Origin of the sequence: Tropicimonas sp., from assembly GCF_047971885.1 — a bacterium.
GTDB lineage: Bacteria > Pseudomonadota > Alphaproteobacteria > Rhodobacterales > Rhodobacteraceae > Tropicimonas.
Genome location: NZ_JBKEAE010000025.1, coordinates 1 through 21,764, shown reverse-complemented (window position 1 = coordinate 21,764; position 21,764 = coordinate 1). Strand labels below are relative to the sequence as shown.

The window sequence follows — 21,764 nt, the reverse complement described above, 5'->3', positions numbered from 1 at the left end:
GCTGGTCGGGGTATTCGGATCCTACAGCGGAGTTTGCGCGGATACGTCGCTCAGCCAGCCGCGCAACGCGTTCAGGGTGTCGCGTTCCTGATCGCATCGCAGGATGAACTCCGGCATGAAGGACGCATTCGGAGCCAGACCGTGTACCGCCGCCATGGTATTGCCAGGGCCGTAGCCGCCATGGGTGATGAAGGGCAGAACGGTTTTGCCCGAAAGATCGGCAGCTGTGAGAAAGCTGCGCATCGGCGCCGGCAGCGAACCGCCCCAGATCGGAAAGCCCAGAAAGACAGTGTCGTGACCGGAAAGGTCCGGCGCGTGCTCCAGCGGAAGCAGCTGGTCGCCTTCGCGCCAGCGGCTTGCCCAGTCGACCATCCGATCGTAGTCGTCCGGCCATGGATCGCGTGGGCGGACCTCGATGAGATCGGCGTTGAACCGGCGTGACAGGTGACCGGCCAGCATGCGGGTATTGCCGGAGCGTGACAGGAAGACGACTGCGGTCTGTCCGCCCCCCTGGGCACGGGCCGCTCCGCCGCCGGCCCAGCCCGATGCCGCCGCCAGAGCGGCCGCATGCAGGACCTGGCGACGGCTCATGCCGTCTTTTGGGGCTTTGTCCGTCACGGCCGGCCTGCCTCGGGACCGTGGAAGAAATTCGCCGTCGCGCCTCCGTCGATCAGGAAATCGCTGCCGGTGATGAAGCCGCCCTCCGGCCCCATGACATGTGCGGCAAGTGCGGCCACTTCGTCAGGTGTTCCCGCCCGTCCGGCGGGCATCTTCTTCAACATCGCCTGATAGAACCCGGCGCGTTCGCCGTGGAGTTCGTCATGTGCCAGCGGTGTCACGATGATCCCGGGGCTGATCGCGTTGATCCGCGCGCCGCGTTTCACCCAGTTGACCGCTTCGCCCCGCACCCTGAGCGAATTGCCGCGTTTCGACATCTGGTAGGCGTGGAGCGTGTCCCCGACACCCTTGACGAAGTCGAGTTCCAGCAGGTCGTCCGCCGGCGCGGTGGCCAGCAACGCATCCTGCTCCGGCGTCAGCGCGGGCATGCGATAGCCCGATTGCGAAGAAATCACCACGCCCGAACCACCGGGCGCAATGACCTTGCCGAACTCTTCGAGCACCATCGCGGCACCATAGAGATCGACCCTGAGGATCGCCTCGACGGGGGCCTGCGAGGGCGAAACACCCGCCGCCTGAACCAGTGCCCTGACCGGTCCCAACTCCTGTGCCTTCGCGATTACGGCCCGAACTGCGGTGCGGTCCGATATGTCGGCCCGCATGGCCGTGGTCTCGAACCCGGCGCCTTCCAGCACGGCCGCCGCCGCATCGGATGCTTCCTGCGTATGATTGGCCAACAGGATGTGGCGGCCGTTGCTGATGCGGCGGGCAATGGCCTGACCAATGCCGCCGGAACCGACGACAACCGTAACGTCTTTCATTTCAAGCTCCTTTGCACGCGTTCACAGGGGTGATGCCCTTGCCACCCGGAGGGGCGCCGGGCACCGGTTCCCCGCTTTTCGCTCGTCTCAGCCCATCGCCCAGTTGACGATATTGGGGTCGTCATAGGCGGCCCACATCGAGCGGTTCTCATCCATCGCACGAAGTGTTTCCATCTCCTCCGGGGAGAGGTTGAAGTCGAACAGGTCCAGATTCTCTGCCATGCGTGCCTTCGACACGCTCTTGGGAATGACAACCACACCGCGCTGAACGTTGAAACGCAGGGCCACCTGCGCGGGCGTCCTGCCATGCGCCGAGGCGATGGCGCAAACTGCGGTGTTTGCGGCGATCTCCGCGAAGCGGTGCTGGGCAAGCGGCCCCCAGGCCTGATGCTGCACCCGGTATTTCTTCATCCATTCGACCGAATCGACCTGCTGGAAGAACAGATGCGTCTCGACCTGATTTACCGCCGGCACAACCGGGCCGAAGGTGCTGAGATCGGCCAGCCGTTCGGCGGAGAAGTTCGAAACACCGATCGCGCGCAGCCTGCCATCCCTGTAGAGATCAGCCATGACATTGTAGGCGGCGTAATAATCCCCCAGCGGCTGATGGATCAGCAGCAGGTCGAGATACTCCGTGCCAAGCTTGCGCATCGATTCCTCGATCGAGGCGAGCGCCTTTTCGCGGCTGTGCTCGGTGACCCAGATCTTGGTGGTAATGAACAGGTCTTCCCGGCTTGCGGATGTCCGCGCGATGGCGCGGCCGACCGCTTCCTCGTTATGATAGGCCTGCGCCGTGTCGATCAGGCGATAGCCGATGTCGATGGCGTCCAGAACGCAGCGTTCGCAGTCGTTAGGCGCGATCTCGAAGACCCCGAAGCCGACAATCGGCATTTCGACATCATTGTTGAGCTTTACGGTATCCATCGCACCATCCCGCACATTGCACCGCCGAAAGGGCCGGAAAGGCGAATACCCGCGTGGCGAGGCCTTTCCGGTTCCCTTGCCTGTCATACCACCAGCATGGTCTTGATGGCGCGACGCTCGTCCATCGCCTTGTAGCCCTCGGCCACCTCCGCGATGGGCAGCACGAGGTCGAAAACCTTGCCCGGCTCGATCGCGCCTTCCAGCACCCGGTTCATCAGGTCGGGCAGGAAGCGGCGCACCGGGGCGGGGCCACCCAGCATGCGCTGCTGTTTGAAGAAAAGCTGCTGGCCGTCGAAGCTGACGCCATGAGGCACGCCGACATAGCCGATGGTGCCGCCCGGGCGGCAGATGCCCATTGCCTGTTGCATCGATTGTTCCATGCCCACGGCCTCGATCACCGATTCCGCGCCGACCCCGTTGGTCAGTTGCATGACGCGGGCAATGCCCTCCTCGCCGCGTTCCTCGACGATATCGGTGGCGCCGAATTCACGGGCCAGTTTCTGGCGGGATTCATGCCGGCTCATGGCGATGATCCGGCCGGCGCCAAGCTGTTTGGCCGCCATCACACCCATCAGGCCCACCGCCCCGTCACCCACCACGACGACCGTTGCGCCCTCATGCACGCCCGCCGCGACCGCGCCGTACCAGCCGGTGCCGAGCACGTCCGAGACCGCCAGCATGTGTGGGACCATCTCCGCATCCGGCATTTCCTCGGTCGCGACCAGCGTGCCGTCGGCCAGCGGTACCCGCGCATAGGGTGCCTGCGCGCCGCTCATGAACTCGCGCTGCACGCAGGAGGACTGGAAGCCGAATTCGCAATGCGGACAGGTGTTGTCCGACAGGCAGAAGGAGCCGACGACGAACTGGCCGGGTTTCACCGTACGGACCTCGGGTCCGACCTCGATCACCACGCCGCAGTATTCGTGCCCCATGTGCAGAGGGGCGTCGATCTGGTTCGCGCCGCGATAGGGCCAGAGGTCAGAGCCGCAGATGCAGGTCGCGGAAAGCTGGATGATCGCATCCGTGGGCTTGAGGATTTTCGGATCCTCGACGCGCTCGTAGCGAACGTCGCCGGGGCCATGCATGAGGGTTGCGTACATGTGGATTTCCTTTTCGGTAGATCAGGCGCTGTATTCGGCGTCGGTGACATGTTCCATCCAGGTGACGACCTTGCCGTCGTGAACCTCCTGAATGGCGAAGTGGCTCATGGCCGTATCGGGTGCCGCACCATGCCAGTGGCGTTCGCCGGGGGCAAACCATACGACATCGCCGGGGCGTATTTCCTCGACCGGCCCGCCCTCGCGCTGCACGCGCCCGCGCCCGAAGCTGACGATCAGCGTCTGGCCCAGCGGATGGGTGTGCCAGGCGGTGCGGGCGCAGGGGTCAAAGGTGACATGCGCGCCCTGAACGCGGTCGGGCGCGGCGGAATTGAACATCGGGTCCACCCGCACCCTGCCGGTGAACCACTCGGCCGGGCCCGCGGCCGAGGGTCTTGTTCCCGCGCGAAAGATCTCCATCCGAATACTCCTTCATTCGATGTCGCGCACCAGCCGGAAGCCGATGCTGATACCCCGGTAGCCGGGATCGTAGTCGCGCCGTGACGCGCTTCGCCAGCCGTTGCCGGTACTGTGCCAGCTTCCGCCGCGCACGACACGCTCGTCACCCGTTTCCGGCCCCTGCGGATCGGTGGCGGGGCTGGTTGCATAATAGTCGGCACCGTACCAGTCCTGCACCCATTCCCAGACGTTGCCGTGAATGTCGTAGAGCCCCCAGGGGTTTTGCGTCTTCTGCGCGACCGGGTGATGGCCACCCTCGCCGAAGCCCTCGCCATACCAGGCGTGTTCGCCCAGACGGCTGCTGTCGTCGCCGAAGTAATACCGCGTCGTGGTGCCTGCCCGGGCGAAATACTCCCATTCGGCCTCGGTCGGCAGGCGGTAGTCCGGCCCGCCTTCGGCCTCGTTCAGCCGCGCGATGAATTCCTGTGCGTCGTTCCATGAAACGGTCGCGGGGTGGTCTGGCCGGGTGATCCGTCCAGCCATGCCGGGCAGGTCGTAATAGAGGTTCGAACGGTCGCGCACATAGGGATTCTCGCCCATCAGCTGCTCCCACTGCCCTTGGGTCACCTCGGTGCGGGCAACCCGGAACGGGCGTGAAATCGTCACCTCGTGCTGCGGCCGCTCCATGGCGCGCCCCTCGGGGTCGCTATCGGGCGCGCCCATCGGAAAGCTTCCGGCGGGAACCCGCACGAATTCGATCCCGAGACTGTTGGTGAAGGTCTCGGGCTGCTGCGCAAGGGCCGGATACCCCGCGGCGGCCAGACCCGCAGCGACAAGCGGAAGAACACGATGGAACGGCGACAACGGCGTTACCTCCATTTTCAGGGCAAAATAGGGCGTGCCACCCAACAGCTGAAATGCTAGTTTCGGAATGGTCTTATATTCGGGAGATATGAATGCGGCGCGACGAGATGGGTGACCTGATTGCGTTTCTGGCGGTGGCCGAGGAGCGCAGCTTCACCCGTGCAGCGGCCCGGCTCGGTACTTCGCAAAGTGCGGTCAGCGCAGTGGTGCGCCGGCTGGAGGAGCGGCTGGATGTCCGGCTGCTGAGCCGCACCACGCGCTCGGTTTCGCCGACCGACGCGGGGCAAAAGCTGGCCGATACGCTGCGCCCGGCCTTCGACGACATCGAGACGCAGCTTGCGACGCTGGATGCGATGCGCAGCCATCCGGCGGGAACGATCCGGCTGACCGCAGGTCGCGAGGTGGCGCGGCAGGTGGTAATGCCGGCCGCAACCCGGCTGATGGCCGAATACCCGGAGGTGAAGATCGAGATCGCCGCCGAGTCGCGCTTTGTCGATATCGCAAGGGAAAGGTTCGATGCCGGCGTCCGGCTGGGCGAAAGCCTCGACAAGGACATGATCGGCGTCCGTATCGGCCCGGAACTACAGATGGTGGTTGCCGCGACACCCGGCTATTTCCGCGACCATCCGGCGCCGAAGACCCCGCATGAACTGACCGGACACAATTGCATCAACCTGCGCATGCAGACGGTCGGCGGGCTCTATGTCTGGGAGTTTGAGAAGGCCGGCCGGACGCTGAACGTTCGCGTGGACGGACAATTCACCTGTTCGGATTCCAATCTCGCCACCGAGGCCGCCCTAGCCGGATGCGGGCTGGTCTGCCTGCCCTCGGATCACCTCGGCCCCCATGTCGGGTCCGGCCGGCTGGTGCGCGTGCTGGCCGACTGGTGCCCGCCCTTCGCAGGCTATCACCTCTACTATCCCAGCCGGCGGCAGATCACCCCCGCCTTCCGCCTGCTGGTCGATGCGCTGCGCTACCGGCCCTGACGAAGGCACAGGTTTTTCGCGCTTCGGCGGGCGTTGTCAGGCTATAACTTTTTGATTTTGCGCAGCAGCAGCTATATCAGGCTGGTCTTTCCATGGTCGGGCGCTGCGGACGGGGGTTTCCTGGACTCGATGGACGGGGAAATTCAGCTGACGAAGATGCCGCAAGGCATTCACCTCGGTACGGCGCCTGCCCGTACGTCTCTGCGTTCGGCCGCGAGGATGGCCGCGAGGCCCTTCCCGTAATCGGGATATTTCAGCCGGAATCCGGGCAGCGCCTTGAGGCGTGCGTTCTCCAGTCGCCTGTTTTCGGCATAGAAATCGGCCACTCCGGGTGGGAGCGTGGCGGGGTCGAAGGCAACGCGTTCCGGAGGTGGCGAGCCGGCGAGCATCGCGGCGTATTCGAGCACCTCGTGCGCCGGAGCCGGCAGATCGTCGCAGATGTTGAGAACACGGTCGCCGGCCGGTGCGGACATGGCGGCAAGCACGGCTGCGGCGGCGTCTTCGACATGGATCCGGTTGAAGACCTGCCCCGGCTTGACGATGGCACGCGCCCGCGCATCGCCGCCGCCGAGCCGGTCGAAAGGGGAGCGCCCGGCGGGGCCGTAGATGCCCGACAGCCGCATCCGGTCCAGTGCGGCACCGGCGCGGGCGCAAGCGGCGGACCATTGCGCCTCGGCGATCATGCGCGCCTGCGCGTCGCGGCTGCGCGGGGCGGGCGGGTGTGTCTCGTCGATCCATGCACCGTGAGCATCGCCATATACCGCCGAGGATGACAGATAGCCGACCCAGCCGATCCCGTCGGGCAGGGCACCGCCCAGGGCGCGCAGGGCCGGGCAGCCCTCTGCATCCGGCGGAACGGAGATCAGGATATCCGTGACACCCGACAGCGCCTGCGCCGTCAGTACCTCGCCGGACTGCCAGGGTGTGACGCGCGCGCCCCGCTCCTGCCAGGCCGCGCCTTTGCCGGGCTCCCGGCAGGTTCCCGACAGGTCGATACCGGCCTCGCGCAGGTGCGGTGCCAGATGTGCCGCGGTATAGCCCAGGCCGAAACAGAACAGTTGCCGGCCGCCCGCCGCGCGCTCAGGCATCGGCGGAACCGGCGGCAAACCGGTCGCGCGCCGCACGGAAGGCGGCGATCTGGGCGGGGATGAGCTGGCGCTTCTCGTCCCGCCCGAGATAGACCTTGAACATGCAGGCGCCGCTTTCGGCATAGAACTGCACCGACATCGTATCGATCCCCATGAACTTGCGTTCGACAAAGGCGATCACCGCGCACCGGTCGGCGCGCAGATGGCCGGCGAGAGACTTGCCATGCAGGTTGTAGAAACCGTTCTTCAGGTTCCCAGACGGCACCGGCCCCTTGACCTCGGCGATCACCTCGGGCGTGTTGACGATGAAGGTCACATCGCCCCAGCCGGTCATTTCCTGCATGATATCGACAAAGGCACCGCCGGGGGCGCAACGGGCCTGCCCGTCCGGCAGGTTCTCCAGCACCTCGCGGGTGGCAACCCCGGCGGCGCGGGCGATATCCTCCAGCGCGGCCATCGGGTTGGCGGCGATCGCCTCGCGGATCGTGGTGGCGGTCTGATCGGTCATGTTGCTGTGTCTCCTGTGGGTTTGGGGCTGCATTCCTGAGTGATCCAGTCCATCAGGCGCCCGGTCATCGCGGTCTGCCAGAAGCGTCCCGCCAGGGTGAGGTCGAGGAAATCGTGGCGAGGGCGCATCAGGCCGGCACGGGTCCATTGGGCCAGCAGCGGGCCGGCGATTGCGGCGAAATCGTCGCCTGTGGCCGCTCGCAGGGCGGCGACCACGCGGGCGGTATCCAGCCGCGCCCGCTCCATGCCCGCCTTGATTGCGTCATGAACGGCGGCAAGCGGAGAGGGGGCAAGAAACCCTGCCGCAAGGCAGCCACCCTGCCGCGCTACCTCGTCGTATTGCGACAGGTCGGGCGGGATGCGATAGGCGTGGCCGTGCAGGAAGCCGCCGGCACCGGCGCCGAGCGCGATGCAGTCGGCGCCGGATTTGACCTCGAAATTGTAGATGTTGCGCTCGCGCGTTCCACCGCGCCAGTGGGTGCACGAGATCGCCTCCCAGCCGGCGCGGTCCAGCGCCTCGGCGCCGGCGGCGTAGTAGGTGCCCAGTTCGCGCATCGGCGCGGTCATCAGCTTGCCCTTCTCCTGCGCCAGCAGCAGCGGCGTGCCGGGGATGAGGCTGAGCGAATAGAGATCCACCCCATCCAGACCGAGCCGCGCGGCCAGCGCCGCATCTTCGGCGAAGCCCTGTGGCGTCTGGCCCGGCAGGCCGTGGATCAGGTCGATGACGACGGCGCCCCGGTCGAGCGCGACAAGCGTGTTCAGAAACCGCAGGGTCTCGGCGCGGGTCGACTTGCGGCCCAGACGCTTGCGGATCGGCTCGTCGAAGGTCTGCACCCCGATCGAGATGCGGTTGACGCCGGCGTCGAAGGCCGCGCGCGCCTTCTCGGCACCGAAGGACAGGATGCGCCCCTCCAGTGTGATCTCGCAATCCGGCGCCAGCGGCAGGGCCGCACGCAGCCCTTCAACCAGCCGGGCAATGTCGCGGGACGAAAGCGCCGTCGGCGTGCCGCCGCCCAGATAGACCGCACGCAGCGGATGGCTGGCATGGGCCGGGCTGTCCTGGTGACCCCTGAGTTGCTCCAGAATGGTATCGACATAGGAGCCGCCCAGATCCCCGCGCCAGGCATGCTGGTAGAAGCCGCAGAACAGGCAGTGATTTTCGCAGAACGGGATATGGACATAGGCCACGCCCGGCCCCGAGCGCGGACGCTCCATCAACTCTTTCCACAACGCGTCGGTTCGCTGGGGCGGCACGGGTACGGCGCCCGCCATGCCGTGCATCGCCTGCTTGCCGGGAAAGGCATCGGCGAGGATATCGCCGGTTTCCGAGGCATAAAGGCTTTCGAGCGTGACCGGCTCGCGCGACCGGACCGGCATGCCCCTCGGACGGCCCGACACGACCCCGCCCGCGTTTTTTTGCTTGTCAGCGATCATCGGCAACCGCCTGAACCGAAACCGCACAATAGACCGCCGGGTTGCTATCCGGCGCCCCCTGGCATGCGGCCTCTGCCGACAGGGGTTCGATGGACCAGTCGGCATCCACCGGAACGGTGACGCGAAAGCGGTTCACTTCGTGCTCGGGGCCGAGACCGTGTTCGAACGGCGTCAGGTCAAGCGCCGTTTCACCGCACCGATGGTGCAGCACCGTGGCGCCCGCCTCGTCGAGGATGCCGAGGATTGCGAACCCGAGCCCCTCGCATTCTTCCGGCGTTTCCGAGTACGAGACGGTGAGGCGGGGATCGCCCGCCTCGGTGAGGGTCAGCAGCAGGAACGCGATCTTCAGCATGGCGCCCCTCAGAACCGGTAGCTGGCCGAGACGTTGAAACTGCGTTCGGCACCGGGAAGCTGGTCGATCGGGTCATAGCTCTTGTCGCCGATATTGGTGATCTCGGCGACAAGCGACAGGCCGTTGTCGAAGGTGGTGTCGGTGCGGAAATTGAGCGTGCCGTAGCCGCTGGCCGCGGTGGCGACATCGCCGTCGTCCGACCGCTGGACGGCCCTGCTTTCGCCGCGCACATAGAGATCGAGCGAGCCTTCGCCCCAGTTCGCGCGCCAGTCCTTGCGGATACCGATGCGGCCCGAAAGATTGGGGGTGCCGCTGTCGAATGTCTCGTATCCGTTGGCGTATTCGAAGCGGCGCTTCATGAACGCGCCCGACACGTAGGGCACGATCCCCGTGCCGCCTATGTCGTGCTCGGCGTAAAGTTCGAGGCCCCAGCTCGTGGCGGTATCCACGTTCTGGTACTGAGCGATGTCGTTGACATCGTCGATGGTGATCGCGGCGATGTAATCCTCGGCCTCGGTGTAGAACAGCACCGCGTCGAGCACCGTTCCCCCCGCATCGTAGCGCGTGCCGATCTCATACGTCGTTGCCGTCTCGGGGTCGAGGCCGGCGTTGCCCAGTGTCGTGCCGCCGCCGGCGGTGGTGGACAGGAAAAGCTGCGACAGCGTGGGATAGATATAGCCCTGCGAGACGTTGGCGCGGAACATCAGGTCGTCGCGCGGTGTCCAGACCAGTCCGGCCGAGCCGAGCCAGCGATCATCGCTGTTGCTTTCGCCGCCGTTGTTGACCCCGTTGGTCCGCGATTTCTCCAGTTCCGCCTCGACATGGTAATAGCGCGCGCCCAGCGTTCCCGTCAGCACCGGGGTGAAATCCATCTCGTGCTGGAGGTAGGCCGAGGTCGTCCTGATGCGGGCGTCGTCCTCGCGAAGTTCGTCGGTGACGGTCGGCGGGCCGAACGGGGAAGCGAAGGTGACTGTGGAGGTCTTGTCTGTGTCGATGAAATCGTTCTCGTATTCCAGTCCGACGGCCGTGCGCTGCCCGTCGACGAAACTCAGTTCCGTCTGCAGGTTGAAGCCGCTGGTGATCTGTTCGTCATCCGATGTCGACAGGACGTTCATGTTGGCCGAAAACGGCCCCATCGGGATCGCCACGGTGACATCGTTTTCGAATTCCCGGTCGATGGTCTGGTAATAGACGTTGGCCGACAGGCGCGACATCCAGGGCGTCAGGTCCGTCCCCTCGTAATAGAGGCCGCCCTTGCGCAGATCCCGCTTCGGCAGGTCGATGGTGAAATCCGGATCGCCCGTATAGGTCTCGGAACTGATGTCATAGGCCTGCCCCTTAAGCGCAAAATAGTGATTGCCCAGGGTGTAGCCCAGATGCGCGGTCAGGTTTTCGCTGTCGCTGCTCGACGGATCAAGCTCGCCATCCGGCGTCATCCGGTTGCCGTAGCTGGTTTTCGCGTAGGTCAGGCGCCAGTCGAACGCGTTGTAACCGCCCGCCAGCGAGGCCGAGCCGCGAAAGCCGTCGCTGGCCGAATAATAGGTTGCGCTGGCCTGCCCTTCGATCGGGGCGTCGCTGCCGCGTTTGGTAATGATGTTCACCGCGCCGCCGATGGCGCGCGAGCCCGAGACAACCGAGGTCGCGCCGCGCACCACCTCGATGCGTTCGATGGCGGCGGGATCGACGAGGATCGGTTGGCCATAGGTCGAATGGTCGGTCAGTTTCTGGCCGTCGATGCTGATGGCGACCCTGCGCGAGGATTCGCCGCGAATCCGGATACGTTCGATACCGGTTCCGCCGTCATCGACGGTAACGCCCGGCACATTGGTCAGCAGGTCGGCGACGGAACGCGGAATCTCCTTTTCGATCTCGTCGCTTTCGACCAGTGAAACGCTCGACTGGCTTTCAAACGCCGAGGTGGCAAGCCCCGTCGGCAGGATGGTGATCACTCCGAGATCGGTGGCGGCCGGGTCCTCCTGCGCCGTTGCCGGGCCGATTCCGGCCAGAGCCATCGCGGTGGAGAGAAGCAGAGCACTGTGTGTGTCGCGCAGATTCGGCCGCATGTCCGTTTTCATCTTCCGTCGTTCCTTGCACGGTTTGAGCAGGCGCCTGGCTGATTCGCGGAACCGGTGGATTCGCCGAAGGAAGAGCTGGGAGCGATTTTTCGCAGGCAAGCTGCCGCAATTGCCCGTTCGATGCAGGCGGAAAAGTTAATCCTATTATTTTGGTCGGATAAAGTTGCGGTTTTGCCACGTCAATCTGCTTGAGCGCTTTCGTCCAACCAAGTAAAAGTGTCGGATATGCGCCCTGTCGCCCCGCCAGCCCGGAAATCCGGTGTCTGGCGACAACATCCGGGAAGTGCGAGATCCATGACCGAACGAATGGGACAGCCAATCAGATCCAACCCGGGCACCCCGATGCCGGATGTCGCGCCGGCCGGCCCTGGCAACGGGGAGTTTATAGAAACTCCCGCGACAAGCGAGGCGCAGGCGGTGGCTGCCGACGGAGCGTTGCGGATCGACGCCAGCCCCGACCGCCTGATCCCCATGATCGCCGGGCTCGGCGCGGTGACGGCGGTCACCCGCAACCGAAGCTGCGTGATCGAAAAAACCGGGATCTATGACAATTTCCATCCGGGACAGCATGCGGCAATGGTGCTGACACCGGAAATCGACCTGAGGATATTTCCCCGGCACTGGGTCACCGCCTTTGCCGTCGGGCAGGAGGCTCCGCCGGACGACGTTCGCGGCATTCGGGTGTTCGACGCCGCCGGCGATCCGGTGCACGAGGTATTCACCGGCCCGGAAACGGACGCGGCACACTGGCAACGGCTGGTCGATACGCTGCGGACAGCGGAGCAGTCGGACAATCTGCCGGTTTCTCCGCGCAAGCCTGTCGAGCGGCCGCGTGTGAACGCTGCGAAGGCAGGGGAACTGCGTGCACAGTGGGAGAAACTCACCGATACGCACCAGTTTCTCCGCCTGACCTCGAAGCTGGGAATGAACCGGCTGGGCGCCTACCGGATCGCGGGCGAGCCGTTCGTGCGCCGCCTGTCGCCGTCGGCGGTCGGTCAGGCTCTGGACGCGGTGGCGGAGCGCGCGCTCGAGGTGATGATCTTTGTCGGCAATATGGGTTGCATCGAGATCCACGGCGGTCCGATCGCTCAGATCGACAGGAGCGATCGGTGGTGGAAGGCGCAGAGCGACGGCTTCGCCATGCATCTTCTGGCCGACCGGATCAGCGAGGTCTGGGCCGTTGACAAGCCGACCAGGCGCGGTGCCGCGGTTTCGCTCGAAGCGTTCGACGACGAGGGCGCGCTCGTTTTCCAGATTTTCGCGCGCAGAACCGAACGGCGGGACTTCCGGCACGGGTGGGATGCCCTTGTCGCCGGCCTTCAGTCGCATGAAGGAGTCAGGGGATGAACCTCGATATTGTTTCCGCCTGCAAGGCGACGGTCGTCGCTGCCGGGCTGGCCGGTGCGCAGCCCGCGTTCGCCGAGGATCCGGCGCAGCGCATCGTTTCGGTCGGCGGGGCGGTGACCGAGATTGTCTATGCCCTTGGCCAGCAGCACAGGCTGGTGGCGCGGGATGCGACATCCGATTATCCCGCCGAGGCTGCGGCTCTGCCCGATGTCGGCTATATGCGCCGTCTCTCGCCCGAGGGGCTGCTGTCGGTCGGGCCCGATCTGGTAATGGCGATCGAGGGCGCGGGGCCGCCCGATACGGTTGAGGTTCTGGCCGGGGCCGATATCCCCTTCGTCACGATTCCGGAGGGGTATTCGCGCCAGGCGGTCGGCGAGAAAATCCGCGCGGTGGGTGCGGCGCTGGACGAGGATGCGGCCGCGGCGGAACTCGCCGTGAGGGTCGATGCGGAAATCGCCGCCGCCGTTGCCGCCGCCGCCGCCAACCCGGCACGCAAGCGCGTGCTGTTCGTGCTGACATCGCAGGGCGGCCGCATCATGGCCGGCGGCACCGGAACGGCCGCCGACGGGATAATCGCCATGGCGGGTGCCACCAACGCGGTGACGGATTTCGAGGGCTACAAGCCGCTGTCCGACGAGGCGGTGATCCGCGCCGCGCCGGACGTGATCCTGATGATGCAGAGCGAGGCGGCGCCGACCGGCACCGATGACGAGCTTTTCGCCCATCCGGCGATCGGGGCGACGCCAGCGGGCAGGTCCCGCAACCTCGTCCGCATCGACGGAATGCATCTTCTCGGCTTCGGTCCGCGAACGGCGGGTGCGGTTACCGCGCTGGCCGAAGCGCTGCGCGAGGCGGGTGGCTCGTGAGCGTGGCGGCCGAAGCGCCGGCGCGGCCCGCCGCCGACCGGCGCATTCAGGCCCGGCGCCTGACCCTGTGGCTGGCGCTGCTTCTGGTTGCAACCAGCGTGCTCAGCCTCGGCGCGGGGGCGTCCGATACCTCGCTCTGGCGCGTACTGGGCGAGATGGCCGCCGGGCGGGAAATTGCGCCGGTGGACAGGATCGTGTTGTGGGATATCCGCTTGCCGCGCCTTGCCGAAGGGATTCTGGTGGGCGCCGCGCTCGCCGTTTCGGGCGCCATCCTGCAGGGTCTTTTCCGCAATCCGCTGGCCGATCCGGGCATCATCGGCATCTCCGCCGGAGCGAGCCTCGCCGCGATCTCGGCTATCGTCCTCGGCGGTCTGTTGCCGGTGGCGCTGCAACAGGCGGCGGGAAGCCAGCTGGTCGCCCTTTCGGCCTTTCTGGGCGCATTGGGCGCGACGGTGCTGCTCTACCGCATGTCCACACGGCACGGCCAGACATCGGTGGCCACCATGCTGCTGGCAGGGATCGCGCTGACGGCACTGGGCGGCGCGCTGTCCGGCATCCTGATCTATATGGCCGATGACAGCCAGTTGCGCGATCTTACCTTCTGGAACATGGGCTCGCTGGCGGGGGCGACGTGGAACAAGGTGCTGAGCGCGGCTCCGCTGATCGTGCTGGCCCTCGTAGCGGCGCCGTTTCTGGCGCGCGGGCTTAACGGGCTGGCGCTCGGCGAGGCGGCGGCGGCGCATATCGGCGTTCCGGTCCAGAGACTCAAGCGCGTGGCGATCCTCGCCGTGGCCGGGGCGACGGGCACCGCCGTAGCCGTTTCGGGCGGTATCGGCTTTGTCGGCATCGTCGTGCCGCATCTGCTGCGGCTGGCCACCGGGCCCGATCACCGCACACTGCTGCCGAACGCCGCGCTGCTCGGTGCGACGCTGCTTCTGGCGGCTGACATGATCGCCCGCACCATCGTCGCACCGGCAGAGCTTCCCATAGGGATCGTCACCGCCATCATCGGTGCGCCGTTCTTCCTGTGGATTCTGCTGCGCCAGCGGCATGTGATCGGGTTCTGAGCGATGCGGGCAAGCGGCGTTTCCGTTCGACTCGGACACAGCGAGATCCTGCACGGGATCGACTTTGCCGCGCGTCCGGGCGAGGTGACGGCGATCGTCGGGCCGAACGGCTCGGGCAAGACGACCTTCCTGCGGACCCTGACAGGGGACCTGCGCCATTCCGGAGCAATCACACTCAACGGCCGGGATATCGCCGGCCAGCGCCCGTGGGAACTGGCCGCTCAGCGCGCGGTGCTGCAACAGGCCACGCAGCTTGCCTTTCCCTTCACGGTGATCGAGGTGGTCCGGCTCGGCCAGATGGCCGGCGCCGGCGCAGGCAGCGACGATGTGCCGGTCGCGGCGCTGTCGCGGGTCGGGCTGGCGGGTTTTGCCGACCGGTTCGTCGCCGAACTGTCGGGCGGCGAGCAGCAGCGGGTGCACCTCGCCAGGGTCCTGACGCAGGTCTGGCAGCCGGTGGCCGACGGCGCAGCGCGCTGGCTTTTGCTGGACGAGCCGGTCGCCAGCCTCGATATCGGGCACCAGCTTCAGGTGATGGAGATCGCGCGGACCTATGCGCGGGCGGGTGGCGGGGTTGTTGCGGTGATGCACGATCTCAACCTGACCGCCATGTTCGCAGACCGGGTCGCCCTGTTCCAGTCCGGCCGGATCGTGGCCGAGGGGCCGCCGCGCACCGTCATGCGCGAGGCGGTGCTGTCGCGCGCCTATGGCTGCCCCCTGCGCCCCAACCGGACGCCGGCGGCCGACATCCCCTATCTGCTGCCGCAGGCCGCCGGGATCGCCTGAACCTGCGTGCGGCGGGCGCACCCGCCGCGTGCATTCTCAGAACGTCATCTCGGCACCGATGTAGAAGGCCCGTCCCTCGCCGGGAATGAAGGCCGCCTGTCCCGGCTGCGCCGCGTCGACGACCAGCGTCGAGGAGGCATAGGTTTCGTCAAACAGGTTCGTCACCTCTCCGACAAGGGCGATGCGGTCGGTTACCAGCCATCTCGCCCGCAGGTCGGCCACCCAGTAGGGATCGGCCCAGAGCGTGTTCATGTTGTCGACCGGCGTTTCGTCCGGTACCCATCTGACCGTTCCCAGAACGGAAAGCACATCCAGCGGTTCCCACGCCAGCGCGGCGGTGATCACGTTGCGCGGCGAACCGCCAAGGCGGTTGTTGCCCCGGACCGGATCGTCGTCGAAGCGGAAATCCTGCCAGGTCCAGGCCAGCCGGCCGGAGAACGTATCGGAAAACCGCCCGTTCACCCCCAGTTCGACACCGGTATGGAGCGTCCTGTCGGCGTTCATCGAGGCGCGCGAAGCACCGGTGACATCGCGCAGCGACAGAATCTCGTTCTTCACCCGCGAATGATAGGCTGTCAGATCCCAGCCGAGGCTACGCCAGGTTGCGCGCCAGCCAAGCTCGATCGTGTCGGCCTCCTGCGCCTTGAGATCCGGGGTGGTGAACATCGCTGCGGTGGAGGTCGGCATGCCGGGATTGGGGCGGCCCGGCCCGGAGAACGGCGTGCCACCCACCGGCGCGATCAGGTCGTCATGGGTTGGCGGCTCGAAACTGTGCGAGGCGGCGATCCACAGGGTGTGGTCCTCGTGCGGGGTCCATGTCATCGCCAGCGCCCCGGTCCAGCCCTCGTATGTCCGGTCGTAGCCGGCATCGGTTGCCGGCACCGTGCCGTCGGGAAGGCGCATCTGCTGGTTCAGCGGGCTGAAGCCAACCGTCGGCCGTGTCGGGTCGCCCCAGGTGTCCTCGTTCTTGCGTTTGGCCCAGGTGTAGCCGAGCGACGGCGACACAAAGAGGGTTTCGCCGAGCGGGATGTTGGCGCCGAGATAGGCCGAGAGCGTCTGCGCGTTCAGATCGTTGCTGCCGAATTCCGGCCCGCGTTTCCCCGCGACATTGTGATAATAGGTCCGCTCCGCGCTTCCCGCCGCATAGAGCAGCGTCGCCTCGAACAGCGGCAGGCCGGCGACGGTATCGGGACGGAAGGCGTAGCGCGCCGAAAGCACCCCGTCGGTCCCGTCGGTCACACGCTCGCCGGCCGAGATCGGGAACCGGAAGCTGTCTTCGGTCCGGCTGAGGCTGAGCCCCAGATCGTAAAGGTGCTCGCCCCGGTCGATGGTGGTCCGCGCGCCGGCCAGGAACTGGGTCGATTCCCGCCGTGGCCGGTCGCGCCCGACATTGGGGCCGGGGTTCGACACGCTCGGCGGCAGGCCCGGCGTGACCGTCGGGCCGGGGTGGTTGCTTTCGGGGTCGTTGTCCAGCGCGTGTCTGGTCAGCGGGCCCGGGATCTCGAACTCCAGATCGGTGTAGGACAGAAACAGTTGCGTTGCCATGCCCTCGCCATGCTCGATCTCGATATTACCCGAAACGATGGCGCGGCGGGAGGCGTCGTTCGCATCCCGGAAGCCATCGCTCTCGTCCCACGAAAACTGGAGCAGCCCGCCGACCTTCTCGCCGGAAAACGTCGTCTGCCCGCTGGCCGACCACCGGTCGAAGCTGCCGCCACCGAAGGACAGCCGCGTACCCGGTGCCGTGGCTGCGGTTGGCGAGATGAAATTCACCGCGCCGCCCAGAACCGTCGCCCCGAGCCGGTTGGCGGCCGGACCGCGCCAGATCTCGATCGCTTCGCTCATCCCCGGCGCGGCCAGCCCGGCGATATAGGAGCCGTCGGCGCGGTTGACCGGCATGCCGTTGCGCAGGATCAGCAGGCCGCGCTCGGTCGGGCTCTGCTGCATGCCCGAGCCGCGGATCTGGAAACGCGGCTGATCGTTGCCGCCGAAGAATTCCTGCACCACGACGCCGGGAACCCCGGCCATTGCATCGGCGAAGGTCGGCGCGGCCATCGCCTCGATATCCGCGGCGCCGACGACCGAGGCGCCGCCGGGCGTACCAGCGATCCTCTGGCGCAGGTCTTCGGCGAGGCTCCAGCCATCCTCTCCGGCATCGACGGTGATCGGCTCAAGCTCGAGCACCGCTCCGGGCTGCGCGGATTGCGCGTACGCGGGCAGCGTTGCAAGCATCCCGCCAATGGATAGTCCCGCACCCACGACAACCGGCAAGCGGCTCCGGAGCGTTTGTATCTTCGGCATGTTTCGTCCCTCTGTTTCAGGCGCATTCATGGCTGGATGACGGCACGAGGGGTCCGGTATCTGGCTGATGGGTGGTGGTTTGTCAGGTCATGTCAGCATCCGCGTGCGCGGAGATGTTCGGCATCGCCAATGTAGCCGCGGTAGAGGCGGAGCCAGACCAGCAGCCCGGCGGACCACAGCAGCGATGAGGCCAGATAGGGCGCTCCGAACGGGTGATCGAACAGGCCGAGATCGGGACCGGCACGCAGCAGGACGGCCAGGATGATCAGCAGGAACGCGAAGCGCAGGCCGCGCGGAAAGGGCAGCGAATGCCCCGCATGGATCAGGCCGGCAACCGAAAGCACCTGCAACACACCGATCCCGAGCCCGCCCATCAGCGCCATGTGCAACCCGGCCGTTGGTCCGATGGGCGCATCGAGCAGCGAGGCGCCGATCAGCATCAGCCCCACGCCGGCAAATCCCGCCGACAGGGCGAGGCCGAGGATTTCGAGACGGAAGAAGCGGCGACCGACGAAATTCTCCGCCACCCGGTCGAGGAAACCCGCCCCCGCCGCGATCCACAGATAGCCGCGCACCGCGTCGGACAGGCCGAACGCTTCGCCGGCAAGGGCCACGAAAACCAGCCCGGCCGAAAGGTTCAGCCGCCCCGGATGCGGCCGGAAGGGCGAGGTTTCCTCGCTCGGATCCAGAACGAGATTGGTGACGGGAACGGTGACGCGAGCCAGTGCGATACCGAGGAATCCGAGAAAGACGAACCCTGCCGCATAGGCCCCGGTGGCGGCAAGATCAGCGTTGCCGCGCAGCATGCCCCAGCGTGCCGCCATCTCGGCCGCGATCAGCAGCGCGATCCACAGCATGAAGGCCAGGAGCCGATCCGTCCGGCGGCGCAGCGACAGGCCGGCGATATAGGCCAGCAATGCGGCCATCCAGGCAAGATCGGCCAGCGCGGCCAGCCCGATCGCGGCATCCCAGCCGAGCAACCCGACGCAGCGCCCCACGCCCCAGAACGCGGCGAGCGCATAAAGCGGGCGGCCGCGCAGGGGTTCGGTATCGGTCCATTCCGGCACGGCGGTGGTCAGGAAGCCGATCAGCGCCGCGCCATAGCACCCGACGATCATTTCATGTGCATGCCAGATGCCCGGTGCCACCCTGCCTGAAAGCGGCATCGCCAGTCCGTCGATGGCTACCCAGAGGAAGGGCCAGAGCGCCCCGTGCAGCACGCAGAGCGGAAAGAACAGGCGGAACCCCTCGTCGCCCAGTATGCGCCACAGCGGAAGGGCGGGAAGCGCCGGCGCGGATCGCGTCAAATCGCTCATGCGATCTGCCTTTCGTCGACATCGTGGATATGGGCAAAGAGCGGATCGTCGCGCTCGGCGGCGCGCACGAAGTCGAAAAGCGCACCCTCGCGGCGCTGCCCCGGCTGGCCCGGAACGACACGCTCGCCCAGAATGCCGCGCCCATGCGTGTCCATCACCGCGATGCGGTGGGCGATCCGTGCGGCCTCGGTCAGGTCCTGGGTGATGAACAGCCCCGAGGTGCCGGCCCGTGCAGCCTGGGTGATCACCAGATCCTGCATGCGCCGTTTCAGCGCCACGTCGAGCGCGGTGAAGGGCTCGTCGAAAAACAGGAAATCGGGCTCGGCTGCAAGGGCGCGGGCGATTGCCGTGCGCTGTCGCATCCCGCCCGAAAGCTCGACGGGATATTTCCCCAGATCCTCCGGTTCCAGCGCGACGCGGGTGGCAACGGCGGCGATGCGCGCGGCGCGCTCCCGGCGCGGAATGCCGGCCAGGCGCAGCGGATAGGCGATATTCTCCCGGGCAGTGGCCCAGGGCATCAGGCGCGGATCCTGAAACACCATGCCGTGGCGCAGGTAGCCGCGGTGCAGGCGGCCCTCCAGCGGGTCGATCAGCCCGGCGGCGATATGCGCCAGCGTCGATTTCCCGCAGCCCGACGGGCCGATCAGCGCCACGATCTCTCCCGCATGGACCGAAAGATCGATCCGTTCGAGCACGCTGCGCCCCAGATAGGAATGCCCGACAGCCTCAAGGCGCAGCAATTCGCTCACCGCTTCACCCCCCATGGCCGGGCGGCGGAACGCCAGCGGTCAAGCTCGGCGCGCACCGGCTGGACAAGGCCGTATTCGGTGGCGATCAGCAGGCTCACGCCGATCAGCACCCAGGCCAGGGCGCCCTCGATATCGAAATTGCTGCGCGCCTCGGCCAGTTCACCACCGATGCCGCCGGCATTGGCCAGCAATTCGGCCATGACCGCAACCTTGAAGGCGGTGGCCAGCGCCAGCACCAGTGCGGGAAAGAAATGCGCCCCGAGCTGGCGCAGCCCGAGCGTTGCAAAGCGCCGCAACGGCCCGGCGCCAAAAGCCTGCGCCATCATGTCGAGTCCGCGATCGCGGGTCACGATCCCCTCTGCCGCGCCGGCCAGCACCACCGGCGTCGCTGCGACGAAAACCGTCAGCAGCACCGTGCCGTCGCTATTGCCGAACCAGATCATCGCCAGCACGATCCAGGCGATGGGCGGCACGCCGAGCAGCACGGTCAGGAAGGGCCGCATCATCCGCAGAACCGCCGGCGCATAGCCGGCGATGATCCCGGCCGATGTGCCGACAAGGACAGCAATGGCCAGGCCTTCGCTCGCGCGGCCACCGGTTTGCAAGGCGATGGCGAGCGCCTCTCCGTCCGACAGGATCGCCCCCGCCCGGCGCAGCACCGCCAGCGGTGCCGGAAGGATGAAATCGCCATAGGCCTCGTGTCCGACCTGCCAGACAGCGGCGATCAGCGCCAGCGCCGCCAGCCCCGCCCAGCCCGACCACAGGAACAGCCCGGCCCGACTCAGCCGGTCGAGCGCGCCCGCAATCGTTCCCGGCTTAGAAGTAGAAACCGTCATCGGGCAGGTGGCCTCCGATCTTCTGCGGATCGACCTCCGCCATCAGCGACAGCATCCGCTCCACCGGTTCGCGCATCTCGCGCGCCGGCCAGGCGCCGAGCCGCGAATGCGGGATGGAGGCGGCGATCACCTGCGCCGGCAGGCCTAGCGCCGCGCTCGCCTGCGCCCCGGCGGCGGCCGGATCGGCAAGCGCGGATTGGGCCATGGCCGCGACCGCTGTTTCAAGTGCAGGCATGAGCGCGGCATGCTCCTCCAGGAATTGCCCGGTCACTGCCAGCCCGGCCTGCGGGATCGAGGGCTCCCCGCCGGTGAGCGCGCCCCATGCCTCCTGCACGTCCACCGCGCGGGTGAGCGTCACGCCCCGCAATCCGCCCATGAGGATCGCCGCGCTGATTGCCGGTTCGGGCAGCAGCGCGCAATCGGCGCGCCCGGTCATCAGCATCTGCACCGCCTCGACCGGTGTTGACACATGGCTCAGGCGCAGATCCGCTTCCCGGCCGAGCCCCGCCGCCGCCAGCAGACGATCAAGGATGATATCGGGTGTGTCGCCACGGAAGGGCACGGCGATATGCTTGCCCGCCAACGCCTCGACCGATGCTACCCCGGGATCGGCCGACACCACATAGAGCAGCCCCTGTGTCATCACATTGACCAGCTTCAGGGAAAAGCCGCGATAATAGAGGTTCGCCGCCGCCTGCACCGGCATCGCGACGACATTCATCTGGCCCGAGGTCAGCCCGGCGCGCAACTCGTCGGGATTGCGCCAGACATGAAAATTCACCGTCTCCGCGACAGGGCCGAGCATTCCCGCCGCCACGCCATAAGCCAGCAGGATCGACGGCCCGGCCGGCGGGCCATGGATATCGAGCACCGCCAGCGGCGCGGCAGCGTTGGCAAAGGCAGGTGCCGCCAGGGCGGCCGCCCCCGACAGGAGTGTGACGCGACGTGTGATCAGACGGGGCATCGGTGCCGACCTTTCTCAACAACAGGCCAGATAACGGCAAACGGCCACCGAGGCACGACCGTCCGCAATCCGGCGATATCCTCACTATAATCCGATTCTTTTTATCAACTTTGATCAAAGTCAAGCGATCTGTCTGGTGCCGCTGGATGGCTCTGTTGCACAAATCGCGTAATGGATTCATCTCGTGCATCCAGCATGGTAGCTGTTCTGCATGAGCAGACCTACTCCCCCGAGCTACAGGACCAGGACCTGGCCAGCCTACAACGAAGCGCTCAAGCGCCGGGGCTCGCTGACGATCTGGTTCGATCCCATCATGACCTGGGATGCCGCGCCGACAGGCAGGCGTGGCCGCCAGCAGACCTGCAGCGAC

General features: G+C 66.6%; 21 protein-coding genes and 1 pseudogene. 6 read left to right on the top strand and 16 right to left on the bottom strand.

Annotated features, from left to right (window positions below; all coding sequences use genetic code 11):
• Positions 1–21: 21 nt before the first annotated feature.
• The 6 genes from ACK5IR_RS03150 to ACK5IR_RS03125 form a co-directional block, all read right to left on the bottom strand.
• Positions 22–591, bottom strand: a complete 570-nt coding sequence (locus tag ACK5IR_RS03150) for a flavodoxin (RefSeq protein WP_416925826.1) — start codon at positions 589–591, stop codon at positions 22–24.
• Positions 592–614: 23 nt separating this feature from the next.
• Positions 615–1,439: an SDR family oxidoreductase gene (locus ACK5IR_RS03145; RefSeq protein WP_416925824.1), complete on the bottom strand. Its 825-nt coding sequence runs from the start codon at positions 1,437–1,439 to the stop codon at positions 615–617.
• Between the two features lie 87 nt (positions 1,440–1,526).
• Entirely contained in the window at positions 1,527–2,363 is an 837-nt protein-coding gene (locus ACK5IR_RS03140) for an aldo/keto reductase (RefSeq protein WP_416925822.1), read from the bottom strand.
• Positions 2,364–2,446: 83 nt separating this feature from the next.
• A complete protein-coding gene (locus ACK5IR_RS03135; protein ID WP_416925820.1) occupies positions 2,447–3,463 on the bottom strand; it encodes a zinc-dependent alcohol dehydrogenase family protein in 1,017 nt (338 codons plus the stop codon).
• 21 nt (positions 3,464–3,484) lie between these two features.
• Complete coding sequence (locus ACK5IR_RS03130) at positions 3,485–3,880, bottom strand: cupin domain-containing protein (protein WP_416925818.1); 396 nt, start codon at positions 3,878–3,880, stop codon at positions 3,485–3,487.
• A 12-nt stretch (positions 3,881–3,892) separates the two neighbouring features.
• Positions 3,893–4,723, bottom strand: coding sequence for a formylglycine-generating enzyme family protein (locus ACK5IR_RS03125; RefSeq protein WP_416925816.1), 831 nt, complete (start codon positions 4,721–4,723; stop codon positions 3,893–3,895).
• A 92-nt stretch (positions 4,724–4,815) separates the two neighbouring features.
• On the opposite strand from ACK5IR_RS03125, the gene ACK5IR_RS03120 reads away from it, so the two are divergent.
• Positions 4,816–5,709 (top strand): LysR family transcriptional regulator, encoded by an 894-nt coding sequence (locus tag ACK5IR_RS03120; protein WP_416925814.1) that lies wholly within the window; start codon positions 4,816–4,818, stop codon positions 5,707–5,709.
• 170 nt (positions 5,710–5,879) lie between these two features.
• Here ACK5IR_RS03120 and ACK5IR_RS03115 read toward each other — a convergent pair whose 3' ends face one another.
• From ACK5IR_RS03115 to ACK5IR_RS03095, 5 genes are read right to left on the bottom strand one after another with little or no spacing between them, the layout of a single operon-like run.
• Positions 5,880–6,797, bottom strand: coding sequence for an NAD-dependent epimerase/dehydratase family protein (locus ACK5IR_RS03115; protein WP_416925812.1), 918 nt, complete (start codon positions 6,795–6,797; stop codon positions 5,880–5,882).
• Positions 6,790–7,305 (bottom strand): heme utilization cystosolic carrier protein HutX, encoded by a 516-nt coding sequence (gene hutX / locus ACK5IR_RS03110; protein ID WP_416925810.1) that lies wholly within the window; start codon positions 7,303–7,305, stop codon positions 6,790–6,792. The genes ACK5IR_RS03115 and hutX overlap by 8 nt, the downstream gene beginning before the upstream one ends.
• Positions 7,302–8,738, bottom strand: coding sequence for a heme anaerobic degradation radical SAM methyltransferase ChuW/HutW (gene hutW / locus ACK5IR_RS03105; protein ID WP_416925808.1), 1,437 nt, complete (start codon positions 8,736–8,738; stop codon positions 7,302–7,304). The genes hutX and hutW overlap by 4 nt, the downstream gene beginning before the upstream one ends.
• Positions 8,728–9,090, bottom strand: a complete 363-nt coding sequence (locus ACK5IR_RS03100; protein ID WP_416925806.1) for a hypothetical protein — start codon at positions 9,088–9,090, stop codon at positions 8,728–8,730. The genes hutW and ACK5IR_RS03100 overlap by 11 nt, the downstream gene beginning before the upstream one ends.
• Before the next feature lie 8 nt (positions 9,091–9,098).
• Positions 9,099–11,165 (bottom strand): TonB-dependent receptor, encoded by a 2,067-nt coding sequence (locus tag ACK5IR_RS03095; protein WP_416925804.1) that lies wholly within the window; start codon positions 11,163–11,165, stop codon positions 9,099–9,101.
• Positions 11,166–11,582: 417 nt separating this feature from the next.
• Between ACK5IR_RS03095 and ACK5IR_RS03090 the strand changes: the two genes are divergently transcribed.
• The 4 genes from ACK5IR_RS03090 to ACK5IR_RS03075 are packed head-to-tail and all read left to right on the top strand — an operon-like array spanning position 11,583 to position 15,228.
• Complete coding sequence (locus tag ACK5IR_RS03090) at positions 11,583–12,512, top strand: hemin-degrading factor (RefSeq protein WP_416925802.1); 930 nt, start codon at positions 11,583–11,585, stop codon at positions 12,510–12,512.
• Positions 12,509–13,378 (top strand): heme/hemin ABC transporter substrate-binding protein, encoded by an 870-nt coding sequence (locus tag ACK5IR_RS03085; protein ID WP_416925800.1) that lies wholly within the window; start codon positions 12,509–12,511, stop codon positions 13,376–13,378. The genes ACK5IR_RS03090 and ACK5IR_RS03085 overlap by 4 nt, the downstream gene beginning before the upstream one ends.
• On the top strand, positions 13,375–14,445 hold the full coding sequence (locus tag ACK5IR_RS03080; RefSeq protein WP_416925798.1) for a FecCD family ABC transporter permease: 1,071 nt from the start codon (positions 13,375–13,377) through the stop codon (positions 14,443–14,445). Before ACK5IR_RS03085 ends, ACK5IR_RS03080 begins: the two co-directional genes overlap by 4 nt.
• A gap of 3 nt (positions 14,446–14,448) precedes the next feature.
• Complete coding sequence (locus ACK5IR_RS03075) at positions 14,449–15,228, top strand: heme ABC transporter ATP-binding protein (protein WP_416925796.1); 780 nt, start codon at positions 14,449–14,451, stop codon at positions 15,226–15,228.
• Between the two features lie 36 nt (positions 15,229–15,264).
• Here ACK5IR_RS03075 and ACK5IR_RS03070 read toward each other — a convergent pair whose 3' ends face one another.
• The 5 genes from ACK5IR_RS03070 to ACK5IR_RS03050 form a co-directional block, all read right to left on the bottom strand.
• Positions 15,265–17,412 carry a TonB-dependent receptor family protein gene (locus ACK5IR_RS03070; protein ID WP_416925794.1) on the bottom strand — a complete coding sequence of 716 codons (2,148 nt, stop codon included), beginning with the start codon at positions 17,410–17,412 and terminating at the stop codon, positions 15,265–15,267.
• Between the two features lie 209 nt (positions 17,413–17,621).
• Positions 17,622–18,845, bottom strand: a complete 1,224-nt coding sequence (locus ACK5IR_RS03065; protein WP_416925792.1) for an NnrS family protein — start codon at positions 18,843–18,845, stop codon at positions 17,622–17,624.
• A complete protein-coding gene (locus tag ACK5IR_RS03060) occupies positions 18,842–19,594 on the bottom strand; it encodes an ABC transporter ATP-binding protein (RefSeq protein ID WP_416925790.1) in 753 nt (250 codons plus the stop codon). Before ACK5IR_RS03060 ends, ACK5IR_RS03065 begins: the two co-directional genes overlap by 4 nt.
• Positions 19,591–20,430: an ABC transporter permease gene (locus ACK5IR_RS03055; RefSeq protein ID WP_416925788.1), complete on the bottom strand. Its 840-nt coding sequence runs from the start codon at positions 20,428–20,430 to the stop codon at positions 19,591–19,593. The genes ACK5IR_RS03060 and ACK5IR_RS03055 overlap by 4 nt, the downstream gene beginning before the upstream one ends.
• Positions 20,411–21,394 carry an ABC transporter substrate-binding protein gene (locus ACK5IR_RS03050; protein WP_416925786.1) on the bottom strand — a complete coding sequence of 328 codons (984 nt, stop codon included), beginning with the start codon at positions 21,392–21,394 and terminating at the stop codon, positions 20,411–20,413. The genes ACK5IR_RS03055 and ACK5IR_RS03050 overlap by 20 nt, the downstream gene beginning before the upstream one ends.
• A 211-nt stretch (positions 21,395–21,605) precedes the next feature.
• Between ACK5IR_RS03050 and ACK5IR_RS03045 the strand changes: the two are divergent.
• A pseudogene (locus ACK5IR_RS03045) lies at positions 21,606–21,764 on the top strand (IS5/IS1182 family transposase); the annotation flags it as partial.